At 62.3% G+C, this 14,031-nt stretch carries 12 protein-coding genes and 1 other RNA gene; all 13 read right to left on the bottom strand.

Annotated elements, in window-relative coordinates:
* Position 1: 1 nt before the first annotated feature.
* Complete coding sequence (locus tag BN1079_RS15585; RefSeq protein WP_037026023.1) at positions 2–943, bottom strand: D-alanine--D-alanine ligase; 942 nt, start codon at positions 941–943, stop codon at positions 2–4.
* Complete coding sequence (murC, locus tag BN1079_RS15580; protein WP_052114499.1) at positions 940–2,397, bottom strand: UDP-N-acetylmuramate--L-alanine ligase; 1,458 nt, start codon at positions 2,395–2,397, stop codon at positions 940–942. Before murC ends, BN1079_RS15585 begins: the two co-directional genes overlap by 4 nt.
* Entirely contained in the window at positions 2,390–3,460 is a 1,071-nt protein-coding gene (gene murG / locus BN1079_RS15575) for an undecaprenyldiphospho-muramoylpentapeptide beta-N-acetylglucosaminyltransferase (RefSeq protein ID WP_037026022.1), read from the bottom strand. The genes murC and murG overlap by 8 nt, the downstream gene beginning before the upstream one ends.
* A complete protein-coding gene (gene ftsW, locus BN1079_RS15570; RefSeq protein WP_037026021.1) occupies positions 3,450–4,682 on the bottom strand; it encodes a putative lipid II flippase FtsW in 1,233 nt (410 codons plus the stop codon). Before ftsW ends, murG begins: the two co-directional genes overlap by 11 nt.
* A complete protein-coding gene (gene murD, locus BN1079_RS15565) occupies positions 4,682–6,025 on the bottom strand; it encodes a UDP-N-acetylmuramoyl-L-alanine--D-glutamate ligase (protein WP_037026020.1) in 1,344 nt (447 codons plus the stop codon). The genes ftsW and murD overlap by 1 nt, the downstream gene beginning before the upstream one ends.
* Before the next feature lie 6 nt (positions 6,026–6,031).
* The gene (mraY, locus tag BN1079_RS15560; RefSeq protein WP_037026018.1) at positions 6,032–7,114 is read right to left on the bottom strand and encodes a phospho-N-acetylmuramoyl-pentapeptide-transferase; all 1,083 of its coding nucleotides are present in this window, start codon (positions 7,112–7,114) and stop codon (positions 6,032–6,034) included.
* Complete coding sequence (locus tag BN1079_RS15555) at positions 7,114–8,487, bottom strand: UDP-N-acetylmuramoyl-tripeptide--D-alanyl-D-alanine ligase (protein WP_037026016.1); 1,374 nt, start codon at positions 8,485–8,487, stop codon at positions 7,114–7,116. The genes mraY and BN1079_RS15555 overlap by 1 nt, the downstream gene beginning before the upstream one ends.
* Positions 8,480–9,943 (bottom strand): UDP-N-acetylmuramoyl-L-alanyl-D-glutamate--2,6-diaminopimelate ligase, encoded by a 1,464-nt coding sequence (locus tag BN1079_RS15550; protein WP_037026014.1) that lies wholly within the window; start codon positions 9,941–9,943, stop codon positions 8,480–8,482. Before BN1079_RS15550 ends, BN1079_RS15555 begins: the two co-directional genes overlap by 8 nt.
* Entirely contained in the window at positions 9,943–11,670 is a 1,728-nt protein-coding gene (locus tag BN1079_RS15545) for a peptidoglycan D,D-transpeptidase FtsI family protein (RefSeq protein WP_037026012.1), read from the bottom strand. The genes BN1079_RS15550 and BN1079_RS15545 overlap by 1 nt, the downstream gene beginning before the upstream one ends.
* Entirely contained in the window at positions 11,667–11,957 is a 291-nt protein-coding gene (ftsL, locus tag BN1079_RS15540) for a cell division protein FtsL (protein WP_037026009.1), read from the bottom strand. The genes BN1079_RS15545 and ftsL overlap by 4 nt, the downstream gene beginning before the upstream one ends.
* Positions 11,954–12,898, bottom strand: coding sequence for a 16S rRNA (cytosine(1402)-N(4))-methyltransferase RsmH (gene rsmH / locus BN1079_RS15535; protein WP_037026007.1), 945 nt, complete (start codon positions 12,896–12,898; stop codon positions 11,954–11,956). The genes ftsL and rsmH overlap by 4 nt, the downstream gene beginning before the upstream one ends.
* Entirely contained in the window at positions 12,895–13,350 is a 456-nt protein-coding gene (gene mraZ, locus BN1079_RS15530) for a division/cell wall cluster transcriptional repressor MraZ (RefSeq protein ID WP_037026005.1), read from the bottom strand. Before mraZ ends, rsmH begins: the two co-directional genes overlap by 4 nt.
* Positions 13,351–13,641: 291 nt before the next feature.
* An RNA gene (gene rnpB, locus BN1079_RS17185) (RNase P RNA component class A) lies at positions 13,642–14,000 on the bottom strand.
* Positions 14,001–14,031 lie beyond the last annotated feature (31 nt).

The raw sequence follows: 14,031 nt of genomic DNA, 5'->3' as shown, positions 1-14,031 counted from the left end.
ATCAGTTCCCCGCCATGCTGGCATCGAGGATGGCCAGCACCAGTTGCTGGAAATCCAGTCCGACCGCGCGGGCGGCCATCGGCACCAGGCTGTGATCGGTCATCCCCGGAACGGTGTTGACTTCCAGCAGCCAGAAGGCACCGGCGGCATCCTGCATGACATCCACACGCGCCCAGCCTCGGATGCCCACGGCTTCGCAAGCCCGCGCGCTAAGCGTCCGCAACTCCCGCTCCTTGTCTGCATCCAGGCCGCAGGGAATCCGGTACTGGGTGTCATCGGCCAGGTACTTGGCCTCGTAGTCGTAAAAGGCGTGCGGCGTGCCCAGACCTATCGGAGGCAATACCTCGCCACGCAGCGTGGCGATGGTGTATTCCGGGCCCTGAATCCATTGCTCGACCAGAACCTGAGAGTCGTAGGTACAGGCGGCCTGCCAGGCCTCAATCAGCGCAGCGGTATCGTCGACCTTGGCCATGCCGATACTGGAACCCTCGTGGGCCGGCTTGACGATCAGCGGAAAGCCCAGGCTCTCTGCTGCAGCCCGGCAATCGGCTTCACTGGCCAGTACCGCATGGCGTGGCGTCGGCAGCCCGAGGCTCTGCCAAACCTGCTTGGTGCGCAATTTGTCCATGGCCAGGGCGGAAGCCAGGATGCCGCTCCCGGTATAGGGAATTCCTGCACATTCAAGCAGCCCCTGCATGCTGCCGTCCTCGCCACCGCGCCCGTGCAGGACGATAAAGGCGCGGTCGATGCGCTCCGCGCTCAGACGTTGCAGAAAGTCATCGCCCACATCGATGCCAAAGGCATCGACGCCCGCCGCCTGCAGGGCAGAAAGCACTGCTGCACCGGACTTCAAGGAGACTTCACGCTCCGCGCTCTTGCCACCGTAGAGGACGGCGACCCGGCCAAAGGCCTTGGGATCACGGGTCGATTGCAAGGCCGTCATTCACTCTTCCTCACAGCACTTGTATCCGCAAACAGCGGACTGTTGATCAGTTGTGGCGCCAGCCCGCCGATATCGCCGGCGCCCTGGCACAGCAGAATGTCGCCGGCACGCAGCAGCGGCTTGACCAGTGGCGCCAACTCGACGCCACGCTCGATGTAGATCGGATCGAGCTGGCCCCGCTGGCGAATGCTGTGGCACAAGCGGCGGCTGTCGGCACCGGGGATCGGCTCCTCGCCCGCCGGGTAGACCTCCATCAGCAGCAGTACATTGGCCTCTGCCAGCACCTGCACGAAGTCCTCGTAGAGATCGCGGGTACGGGTGAAACGATGCGGCTGATAGACCATCACCAGGCGGCGCTCGGGCCAGCCGTCACGGATTGCCTGGATCACGGCCGCAACCTCACGCGGATGGTGGCCATAGTCATCCACCAGCATCACGCTGCCGTCTTCAACCGGCAGCTCGCCGTAGACCTGGAAGCGCCGACCGACGCCGCCGAACTCCGACAGGCCCTGGACGATGGCCTCGTCGTCGATGCCTTCGTCGGTGGCGATCGCAATGGTTGCCAGGGCGTTGAGCACGTTGTGCTTGCCCGGCATTCGCACCGAAACGTCGAGCGGCTCGCAACCGGCACGCAGTACGGTGAACCAGGTACGCATGCCTTCCTGGCGGATATTCACCGCCCGCACGTCGGCATCCTCGCTGACCCCGTAGGTGGTCGTCGGCCGGCCTATTTGCGGCAGGATTTCACGCACCACCGGGTCGTCCACGCAGAGCACGGCCAGCCCGTAGAACGGCAGATTGTGAAGGAATTCGATGAAGGTCTTCTTCAGCTTGCCGAAGTCGCCACCGTAGGTGCTCATGTGGTCGGCGTCGATGTTGGTAACCACAGCTACCATGGGCTGCAAGTGAAGGAAGCTGGCGTCGCTCTCGTCGGCCTCGGCAATCAGGTAGCGGCTGCTGCCCAGCTGCGCGTTGGTACCGGCGGCCGTCAGGCGACCGCCAATGACGAAGGTCGGATCAAGCCCGCCAGCGGCAAATACCGAGGCCAGCAGACTGGTGGTGGTGGTCTTGCCATGAGTACCGGCCACGGCAATACCGTGACGGTAGCGCATCAGCTCGGCGAGCATTTCCGCACGCGGCACCACCGGAATACGCTGTTCCAGTGCCAGCGCCACTTCCGGGTTACTGGCATTGACCGCACTGGACACCACCAGCACATCGGCGCCGGTAACGTTGCCCGCCTGATGGCCGATAAAGATGCTCGCACCGAAACTCTGCAGGCGCTGGGTGCTGGGCGACTCCTTGAGATCGGAGCCAGAGACCTCATAGCCGAGATTAAGCAGCACTTCGGCGATACCGCACATGCCCACCCCGCCGATACCGACGAAATGAATGCGGCGGATACGGCGCATACGCCGTACTTCTGCCTTCACGGCAGCTGGCGACTTAGCCATTGGCCACCTCCAGGCAGATATCGACCACGCTACGGGTGGCATCGGGCCGGGCTAGCCGACGTGCAGCGTCCCCCATGGTCTTTAGTATTTCCGGCTGCATCATTACCTCGGTCAGCTGCGCGGCCAGCGCGGCAGCATCTGTTCTTGCTTGAGGGAGAAGGACGGCAGCGCCTTCCTTCGCCAGATATTCGGCATTGCGGGTCTGGTGGTCGTCGATGGCATGGGGCAGCGGCACCAGAAAGGACGGCAGCCCGGCTGCAGCCAGTTCACAGACCGTCAGCGCACCGGCACGGCAGATAACCAGATCGGCCCAGGCATAAACCTGCGACATGTCCGTGATGAAAGGCGCCACCTCGGCCTCGACTGCGGCTTGCGCATAACGCTCGCGGGTGATCTCGGCGTGCTGCTTGCCGGCCTGATGGAATACCTCCGGGCGCAGTGCCTGTGGCACTTGCGCCAAAGCGGCGGGCAGCAACTTGTTCAAGGGCTCAGCCCCCAGGCTGCCACCCAGCACCAGCAGACGCGGGCGACGATTGACCAGCGGCTCCCGCGCAGTCTCGAGAAACAACTCGCGGCGTACGGGATTACCGGTCGTGCGGCGTTTTTCGCTGTGGCTGAAGGTGTCCGGAAAGGCTTCGCATACACGTCGGGCAAAGGGCACCAGGCTACGGTTGGCCGTGCCGGCAACGGCGTTCTGCTCGTGGATGACCAGCGGCACGCCAGCCAGCTTGGCAGCCAGACCGCCCGGCCCGGTGACGTAGCCACCCAGCCCAAGCACACAAATCGGCTGCAATTCACGCATTACCCGCCGCGCCTGCCAGAGCGAACGCAGCAGTTGGAACGGGGCCTTGATCAGAGAGCCCAGGCCTTTGCCACGCAGACCGCTGACCTGGATCAGATGCAGCGGCAGGCCAGCTGCCGGCACCACCTCGTTCTCGATTCCACGGGGCGTACCCAGCCAGTGAACCTGGTAGCCACGGCTCTGGAATTCCTGGGCGCAGGCCAGCGCAGGGAACACATGCCCGCCGGTGCCACCGGCCATGATCAGCACATTAGCGGCCATGGACGACCCCCTTCTTCCTGACGCTAGTCGTCTCGGCAAAATCCGCCTCGCTGAACTCGGTATCCGCGCTACCCAGCACCGTGCGGCTTTCCCACTCGATACGCAGCAGCAGCGCCATGCTGGCGCAGGTCACCACCAGCGAACTGCCGCCATAGCTGAGGAACGGCAGGGTCAGCCCCTTGGTCGGCAGCAGGCCGATATTCACCCCGACGTTGATCAGAAACTGGCCCAGCCAGAGGAAGGCCAGGCCCCAGGCTACATAGGCCGCGAAAAACTGCCGCGAGCGCTCGGCCGCCAGGCCGATATACAGGGCGCGAATGCCGACGAAGGCGAACAGCAGCACCGTCAGCAGCGCGCCAACCATGCCCAGCTCCTCGGCCAGCACGGAAAACACGAAATCGGTGTGGGCTTCAGGCAGGTAGAACTGCTTCTGCACGCTATTGCCCAGCCCCACACCGAACCATTCGCCTCGCCCAAAGGCGATCAACGCCTGGGTCAGCTGGTAACCGGCGCCATACTGATCGGCCCATGGGTCGGTAAAGGTGATCAGGCGCTGCAGGCGGTACTCCTGAGTCTGCACCAGGATGAACACCGCGCCCACCGCAAGCAGCACCAGCAGGCTGAAGCGAATCAGTCCGACTCCACCGAGAAACAGCATCGCCACCGCCGCGCCCATCATCACCACGGTAGCGCCGAAGTCAGGCTCGAGCAGCAACAGGAAGGCCATCGGCATCAGCACCAGAAATGGCTTGAAGAAGCCCCACAGACTTTCCCGCACTTCCTGCTGGCGACGCACCAGATAGCCGGCCAGATAAACCACCACGAACAGCTTGGCCAGCTCCGAAGGCTGCACGTTGAAGGCGCCGAAGCCGATCCAGCGCATCGAGCCATTGACCTCGCGGCCGATACCGGGAATCAGCACCAGGATCAGCAAGCCAAAGGCCGCCAGCAGCAGCATCCAGTCGAAGCGCTGCCACACGGAAAGAGGTACCAGCAGCACCGCCGCTGCCGCGCCAAGACCCAGCAGCACATAAAACAGATGACGGATCATGTGGTACATCGAGTTGCCGGCGTTGACCGCGGCAACTTCGGATGACGCCGAGGTGATCATCACCAGCCCAAGCCCCAGCAACGCCAGGCAGCCCGCAAGCATGGAGAAATCCAGATCCAATCCGCGCTGATTGAACAGCGGCGAAGGCGCACTACGCAGGAAGGCGAACATCAGGCGAGCCCTCCTACCGCAGCGGCGAACAGACGGCCACGCTCTTCGAAGCTCTTGAACATGTCGAGGCTGGCGCAGGCCGGCGACAACAGCACGGCATCGCCTGGCTTTGCGCTCAGGGCCGCACGCTGCACGGCCTGCTCGAGGGACTGCACCCGCTCGACCGGTGCTGCGCCATCGAGCGCAGTCGCCAGCAGCTCGGCATCACGCCCCAGCAGAATCACTTCCCGGCAGTAGCGCGCCACCGGTGCATGCAGCGCAGAGAAATCGGCGCCCTTGCCGTCGCCACCGGCGATCAGCACCAGCTTGCCGTCGATATCGCTGCCCAGGCCATCGATTGCAGCCAGCGCGGCGCCGACGTTGGTTGCCTTGGAGTCGTCGTAGTAGTTCACACCGCCGTGCTCACCGACCCACTGGCAGCGATGCGGCAAACCGGTAAATTCGCGCAGCGTAGCCAGCATCGGTTCAAACGGCAGGCCCACGGCATGCCCCAGCGCCAGCGCGGCAAGTGCATTGGACTGATTGTGGGCACCGCGCATGCGCAGTTCCCGGGCCGGCATCAGCGCTTCAAACTGGAAGGCCAGATGTTTTTCGCCATCCATGTCGATCAGACCGAAGCCCTTGAAGTCCGGCTTGCCGAGTCCAAACGACCAGACCGGCACCTCTTCACCCACCAGCGGGCGGCTGAGGCGATCGTCGCGATTGATCACCACCTGACGTGCACCACGGAAGATGCGATGTTTAGCCTGGTGGTAGGCCGGCAGCCCGCTGTAGCGATCCATGTGGTCTTCGCTGACGTTCAGACAGGTCGCCACTTCGGCATTCAGTTGCTCAGTGGTTTCCAGCTGGAAGCTGGACAGTTCGATCACATAGAACTCGACATCGTCGCTGAGCAGATCCAGCGCCGGAGTACCGAGATTGCCACCGATCGCCACCTTGCGGCCGGCCGCCTGGATCATCTCGCCGACCAGTGTGGTCACGGTGCTTTTCGCATTGGAACCGGTGATCGCGATGATCGGCGCGCGGGCTTCACGGGCGAACAGGTCGATATCGCCTGACAGCTTCACCCCTCGCGCGGCCGCCGCTTGTAGCGCCGGTGTACTGACCGCCAGGCCAGGGCTTATCAGCAGCTCGCTGGCACGGCAGAGAAACTCGACATCGAGTTCTCCGCAACGCACCTCGATATGCGGGTACTGCGCCTGCAGCGTAGCCAGCTCCGGCGGGTTCGCGCGCGTATCGGCCACGGCAAACGGCTGCCCACGGCGCGCCAGATGGCGAACCACGGACATGCCGCTCTTGCCGAGGCCGACAACGATGCGGAACTGGTCGGAAGCGATCAGCACTCTTTATTACCTCAGCTTCAAGGTGGCCAGGCCGACCAGGACCAGAATCACGGTGATGATCCAGAAACGGACGATCACTCGCGGCTCGGGCCAGCCCTTGAGTTCAAAATGGTGGTGAATCGGCGCCATGCGAAACACGCGCTTGCCGGTCAGCTTGAACGAGGCGACCTGGATCATCACCGACAGGGTTTCCATCACGAACACACCGCCCATGATGAACAGCACCACTTCCTGACGGACGATCACCGCGATGGTGCCCAGCGCCGCGCCCAGCGCCAGCGCGCCGACGTCACCCATGAAGACCTGCGCCGGATAGGTGTTGAACCAGAGAAAACCCAGCCCGGCGCCCGTCAGCGCGCCGCAGAAGACAATCAGCTCACCGGCGCCCGGCACGTAGGGAATCAGCAGGTACTCGGCGAAATTCACGTTCCCCGACAAGTAGCAGAAGATGCCCAGGCCACCGCCAACCATCACCGTCGGCATGATCGCCAGACCATCGAGACCGTCGGTCAGGTTGACCGCATTGCTCGATCCGACGATGACGAAATAGGTGAGCACGATAAAGCCGATGCCGAGCGGAATCTCGATATCCTTGATCAACGGCAGGATCAGCGTGGTTTCCACCGGTGTCTGCGCGGTCATATAAAGGAAGATCGCGGCGCCGAGGCCGAACACCGACTGCCAGAAATATTTCCAGCGGCTTGGCAGACCACGTGAGTTCTTCTCGATGACCTTGCGATAGTCGTCGATCCAGCCGATGGCGCCGAACAGCAAGGTAACGGCCAGCACCACCCAGACATAACGATTGGACAGGTCAGCCCAAAGCAGGGTGCTGATGGTGATGGCGCTGAGAATCAGTGCACCGCCCATGGTCGGCGTGCCGGATTTGGACAGGTGCGATTGCGGCCCATCGGTGCGCACCGACTGGCCGATCTGGCGCATCTGCAAGGTGCGAATCAACCAAGGCCCCATCCACAGCGACAGCACCAGAGCGGTGAGCACGCCCAGAATCCCGCGCAGGGTCAGGTACTGGAAGACTGCGAAGCCCTTGTGGAACTGTTGCAGGTACTCGGCGAGTAACAGCAGCATCAGTGTTTCTCCATGGCAGATGCACCCAGCGCGGCGACAACCTTGTCCATTGCGGCGCTACGTGATCCCTTGATCAGAATGGTGGTATTGCCCTGCTCCAGACGCAGCGCTTCGATCAGCTCCTGCTGATCGGCAAAATGTCGACCGCCGGCACCGAAGGCCTCGACCGCATGCTTCATCAGGGGGCCGACAGCCAGCAGCGCGTCCACCTTGCCAGCCGCGTAGCGGCCGACCTCGGTGTGGCTCTGCTCGGCCCAGCTGCCAAGCTCGCCCATATCGCCCAGTACCAGCAGGGTGCGGCCGGGGAAAGCGGCCAGCACATCAGTGGCAGCCCGGATGGAAGCCGGATTGGCGTTGTAACTGTCGTCGATCAGGCGGACGCCGTTGCCGAGCATCTGCGCTACGCCTCGGCCGGCGACCGGCTGCAGCGCCTGCAGACCAGCAACCACAAGTTCCGACCCAATACCCACAGCATGGGCGGCCGCAGCTGCAGCGAGGGCGTTAGCGACGTTGTGCCGGCCGAGCAGATTCAACTGCACCGGCATCGAGCCGCCCGGGCCGACAAGAATGAAATTCACACAGCCGCGTTCATCCTGACCAATGGCCTGGGAGTAGAAGTCGGCTTCTGCATCTGCCAGTGCGAAACGCAGGATACGCTTGCCAGCTGCCCGCTGCTGCCATACTGGCCAAGCCGCATCATCGAGATTGAGCACGGCAATCCCCTGCGAGGTGAGGCCATCAAGGATCTCTCCCTTGGCCTCGACGATCTTGTCCGGACCGCCGAACTCGCCGACATGGGCAGTCCCGGCATTGGTAATCAGGCTGACATCCGGACGCGCCAAACTAACCGTATATGCAATTTCACCCAGCCCCGAGGCACCGAGCTCGATGACTGCGGCCTGGTGCTGCGGCGCCAGTTCGAGCAGGGTCAGCGGCACGCCGAGCTCGTTGTTCAGGTTGCCGCGCGTGGCCAGTACCGCATCGGCGCCATGGGCCGCGCGCAGGATGCTGGCGAGCATTTCCTTGACGCTGGTCTTGCCGCTGGAGCCGGTAATGGCAACCAATGGCCCGCCAAAGGCATCACGATTCAATGCACCCAGCTGGCCAAGGGCAACACGCGTATTGGCAACCACCAACTGGGGCAGCCCAACCTCGGCGACACGGCGCTCGACCAGTGCAGCAACTGCGCCCTTGGCGGCAACTTCGGCCAGATAGTCATGCCCGTCGAAACGCGGCCCGCTCAGCGCGACGAACAACTGACCTGGCGCAATCGCACGGCTGTCGGTGCTGACGGCGGCAAAGGCCACGTCATCACCTACCAGTTCGGCAGACAGCGGCGCGATCAGTGCACTCAAGCGCAGGGCTTCAAGCATGAGCCATCTCCCAGGCAGACAAAGCCTGCTCGGCCTGCTCGAGGTCGGAGAACGGCAAACGCTCGCCCTTGATCTCCTGATAATTCTCGTGCCCCTTGCCGGCCAGCAATACCACGTCATCCAGGCCACAACCGGCAATGCAACTTGCAATGGCCTCCGCCCGACCCGGTTTGAAGGTCACTTTTTCCGGCGCAGCGAAGCCGGTACGAATTTCGTCGAGAATCTGCTGCGGGTCTTCGTTGCGTGGATTGTCATCGGTCACCAGCACCTGGTCGGCCAAGCGCTCAGCCACTTCGGCCATCAGCGCGCGCTTGCCGCGGTCGCGATCGCCGCCGCAGCCGAACAGGCACACCAGCTGGCCACGGGTATGTCCGCGCAACGCGCCGAGAACCTTTTCCAAAGCATCGGGGGTATGGGCGTAATCGACGACCACCAGCGGCTTGTCGCCGCCGCCCAACCGCTGCATGCGTCCAGCCGGGCCTTCGAGTTTGGGCAGAACAGCGAGAATCTCGTCCAGCGGATAATCCATTCCCAGCAACGCGCCGATGGTCGCCAGGATATTGCTGAGATTGAAACGTCCCAGCAGCGGGCTGCGGAGTGAACGCTCGCCTTGGGGCGTGACGATCCGCGCGCGGATGCCATCGTCATCCAGCTGCGCCTCGGGGCAATAAAGATAGGCGTCAGGATTTTCCAGGCTGTAGGTAATCAGGCGTGACTTGCCCTTTTCCGCTGCCAGCGTGCGACCAAATGCGTCATCCAGATTGATCACTCGGCAACCCAGACCCGGCCACTTGAACAGCCTGGCCTTGACCTCGCCATAGGCTTCCATCGAGCCGTGGTAATCGAGGTGGTCACGCGAGAGGTTGGTAAATACCGCAACATCGAACGCCAGAGCTTCGACTCGCCCTTGCGCCAGCCCGTGGGACGATACTTCCATCGCTACGGCCCGCGCGCCCTGCGCACGCAGATTGGCCAGGTTGGCCTGCACGCCAATGGCGTCCGGCGTAGTGTGTAGCCCCAGCTCCAGCTCACCGTGAAAACCGGTGCCCAGCGTACCGATGATGCCACTGCGCTCGCCAAAGCGATCCAGCGCTTGGGCAATCAGGTGACTGACGCTGGTCTTGCCGTTGGTCCCGGTCACGCCGACCACGTGCAGACCGCGACTGGGCTCACCGTAGAAGCGCCCGGCGATCGCCGACAGCTGTTCGGCAAGATTGCGTACCGGCACCAGTTCGGCACCTTCGGCGCTCATCGGCTGCGCGCCTTCGGCCTCGAAGGCGACGGCTGCCGCGCCGCGGGAAATCGCATCGGCGATGTGCCCACGGCCATCCTGCTGCAAGCCGGGCACGGCCAGAAACAGATCGCCAGGACGCACCTTGCGGCTGTCCAGAGTCAGCTCACGAATCAGCGTGGCGCTATCGGCCTGGGGCAACAATTGGTTCAACGGCATTGGCATCAGCTTCGCCCTCCCTTGCCTTTGGCGGCTTCGGCGGTCTGGAGCTCCGCCGCAGTCGGCAGGTTGTCTGGAGTGATATTCATCAGGCGCAACGCACGGGCTGCGACCTTGCCAAATACCGGTGCAGCGACGAGGCCACCGTAGTAACCGCCCTCACTGGGTTCATCGACCACGACCACCACTGCGATGCGTGGATTGGAGACAGGCGCCACACCCGCGAAAAACGCCCGATAGGCGTCTTTGGTGTAGCCACCGGTTCCCGAGACTTTTTTCGCGGTACCGCTTTTACCGCCAACGTGATAGCCCGGAACCTTGGCACGCGAACCACCGCCGCCTTCCTCCTCGACCACCGCCTGGAGCATTTTCAGTACCTTGTTGGAAATGTCCTTGTCGATAACCTGAACCCCGGCTTGCGGCTGATCCAGACGCAGTAGCGACAGCGGAACGTTGCTACCTTCATTGCCGAGCATGGCGTATGCATGGGCCAATTGAACGGCCGTCACCGACAGGCCATAGCCATAGGCCAGCGCTGCGGTTTCGGCGTCGCGCCACTTGCGATGGTTGGGCAGATTGCCAACACGTTCGCCGGGAAAGCCGAGGCCCGTGGACTGGCCAAAGCCGGCCTGCTGCATCACCGCGTACACGGGCTCGGCACCGATATCCAGGGCGATCTTGCTGATACCGACGTTGCTGGATTTCATCAGGATGCCGGTCAGATCGAGCATGCCGCCACGCGATACGTCGCGAATCGTATAGCGGCCGATACGCATCCAGCCCGGCAGCGTATTGATCACGGTTTCCGGCGTGTACTTGCCGGTTGCGAGCGCCGCAGCAATGCTGAACGGCTTGACTGTGGAACCCGGCTCGAACACGTCGATCAGCGCCCGGTTGCGCATGGCGGCAGGCTGGAGATTACGGCGATTGTTGGGGTTGTAGGTGGGCTGGTTGGCCATGGCGAGCACTTCGCCGGTGTGCACGTCGACCATCACCAGGCTCGCCGCCTTGGCGCCGAACTGCTGCACCACGTTGCGCAGCTCGCTGTGCGCCAGATACTGCAGGCGCAGGTCGATGGACAACGCCAGGGCCTTGCCAGCCTTGGCGTTCTGGACCACCTGCACATCCTTGATCAGGCGGCCGCGGCGATCCTTGAGGACCTGACGCTTGCCAGGCACGCCAGCCAGCCAGTCTTCATAGGCCAGTTCCATGCCTTCGCGGCCGCGATCGTCGATATCGGTAAAGCCGACCACATGCGCAGCGACTTCACCGGCCGGATAGAAGCGACGGAACTCTTCCTGTGCGTAGACGCCAGGAATCTTCAGGTCCAGCACCCGTTGTCCCTGCTCGGGCGTCAGGCCGCGCACCAGATATATGAATTCACGCCCGGCCTGTTCTTTGAGGCGCTGCTTCAACACGCCGGCATCCTGGCCGAGCGCTCGCGCAAGCTCATCCCAGCGACCCTGGGCATCCTGCAATTCGCGTGGATTGCCCCACAGCGTGGTCACCGGCGTACTGACGGCCAGCGGCTCGCCATGTCGGTCGGTAATCAGCCCGCGATGGGCGGGAATAGGGATATGCCGCACGCTGCGGGCGTCGCCCTGGCCTTTGAGAAAGGCCTGATCGCGCACCTGCAGATCGACGATACGCCAGGCGATAACCCCTACCATAAGCGCGAGCAAACTCAGGACGATACGAAAACGCCATGGGTAAAGCGCCCCCTGAAGCTTCACTGGGACACCAGCCTGACGTCAGCCGCTTCCGGAACATGCATTTTCAGCTGTTCGCTGGCCAGCGTTTCGATACGGCTGTGGGCCGTCCATGTGCTTTGCTCCAGGATCAGCCGACCCCACTCGGCCTGCGCCTTGTCGCGCACGCTGAGTTCGGCGTACAGGTCGTTGAGCAGCTGCCGGTTCCAGTGCGCGCTATAGGCAACCGAGATGGCCGAAATCAGCACGGCGATAAACAGCACCAGCAGCATCATGCTGCCACCGGGCATTGCCCGACCCAGGCGGCTCATCGCAACTTCTCCGCAACGCGCATCACCGCACTGCGCGATCGGGGGTTAGCCTTGACCTCTTCGGCAGAGGCGTATTGCGGCTTGCTGACAAGCTTCAGGCGCGGGATGAATTTTTCCGGAATGATCGGCAGATCGCGCGGCAGGGTATCTGCCTCGCCCTTGGCATGACGCCGCATGAACTGCTTGACGATGCGATCTTCCAGCGAATGGAAACTGATCACGACCAGCCGACCACCCACTGCAAGAGCCTCGAGTGCGGCCTCCAGGCCGCGCTCCAGGTCGCCGAGCTCATTGTTGATAAAAATACGCAGCCCCTGAAAAGCACGGGTCGCAGGATTCTTGCCCTTTTCCCAAGCGGGATTGGCGTCCGTCAGCACCTGCGCCAAGTCGGCCGTGCGCTCGAATGACTTTTCCTGCCGACGCTGCACTACGGCACGGGCCATGCGCTTGGCGAAGCGCTCTTCGCCGTAGTCCTTGAAAACCCGAGCAATATCCTCTTCCGACGCACTGGCGATCCACTCAGCGGCACTGATGCCCTGATCGGGATTCATGCGCATATCCAGAGGACCGTCATTGAGGAAACTGAAACCGCGCTCCGGATCATCCAGCTGCGGCGACGATACGCCAAGATCCAGCAGAATGCCGTCGAGAGTGCCGGTCCAGCCGCGCTGTGCGACTTCGTCACCCAATTCGGCAAAACTTCTTTGTACAACGACAAAGCGGCCATCATCGGCCGCCAGTGCTTGACCCGTAGCTATTGCCAGCGGATCCTTGTCGAATCCCAGCAATTGGCCATCAGAGCCTAGCTGCTGCAAGAGCAGCCGACTATGCCCCCCTCGCCCGAAGGTGCCATCCAGATAGCGACCGTTCGCGCGCACGGCGAGAGCCGCGACGGCCTCGTCGAGCAACACGGTCACATGCTTATAGCTGGTCTGGCTCACAGGATTAGCTCACGCAATGCTTCCGGCAAGGCACCGGGTTGTTTGATGGCAGCCAGGTCCGCATTGGCCTGCTCGTTCCACTCGTCTTCGTTCCACAAACTGAACTTGTTCAGCTGACCGACCAGCATGGCCCGCTTGTCCAAACGCGCATGCTCTCGCAGACGCGGCGGCACCAGCACACGGCCGTTGCCGTCCATTTCCAGATCCACCGCATTACCGATCAGCAACCGCTGAAGGCGACGACTCTCTTCATGCAGTGATGGCAACTCGCGCAATTTGGCTTCGATGAGTTCCCACTCGGGAAGGGGATAGATACACAGGCAGGAATCGACAGCATCGATGGTGATAATCAAATGGCCATCGCAACGCGAAACGAGCTCGTCACGATACCGGCTGGGCATGGCTAGCCGCCCTTTGGCATCGAGACTGATTGCGTTTGCTCCGCGAAACACGGCTGCGCTTCCCCTGAATTAGCTGTCCATGCCCATAAATACCCACTTCATTCCACTTCTTACCACTTGTGCGCACTATAGAAATGCAGCAGCCCCACCGTCAAGGCGAGTCGGAAGGTAAAAACCCTTATGTGACGGGAATTTAGGGAGCAATAACGAGGGAGGCGCCAAAAAGCAGGCGAGCAGAAAAGAACTTAATCAGACAGGTCAAAAACCTGCACTGCAAAGTTAAAGTGCTTTCTTAAGAGCAATACTATTTTGGACTAGAAGCGAGGGAAAAAGTGAAGTGAGTCGGAGAGTCGATCTGTAAGCCGGGTTCTGTCGAGGACAGCCATTCCTCTACGACAGCCATCACTGACTGCCTCTAGCAACCTACCCGGATCCAGCGCGGGCCACGCCAATGGATCCCTATTTGGTCTTGCTCCAAGTGGGGTTTACCTAGCCACGGACTGTTGCCAGCCGTGCGGTGCGCTCTTACCGCACCTTTTCACCCTTACCGGCGCCGAAGCGCTTAGGCGGTTATTTTCTGTGGCACTTTCCGTAGGCTCGCGCCTCCCAGGCGTTACCTGGCACTTCGCCCTATGGAGCCCGGACTTTCCTCCCTCCCCTTTTGCGGAACAAAAAGGGACAGCGACTGTCCGATCGACTCTCCGGCCGCAAGGGTAACAAAGCAGCACTCAG

The organism is Pseudomonas saudiphocaensis (assembly GCF_000756775.1).
Classification (GTDB): domain Bacteria; phylum Pseudomonadota; class Gammaproteobacteria; order Pseudomonadales; family Pseudomonadaceae; genus Stutzerimonas; species Stutzerimonas saudiphocaensis.
The sequence above is the reverse complement of the archived record's forward strand: the minus strand, read 5'-3'. Positions and strand labels throughout refer to the sequence as shown.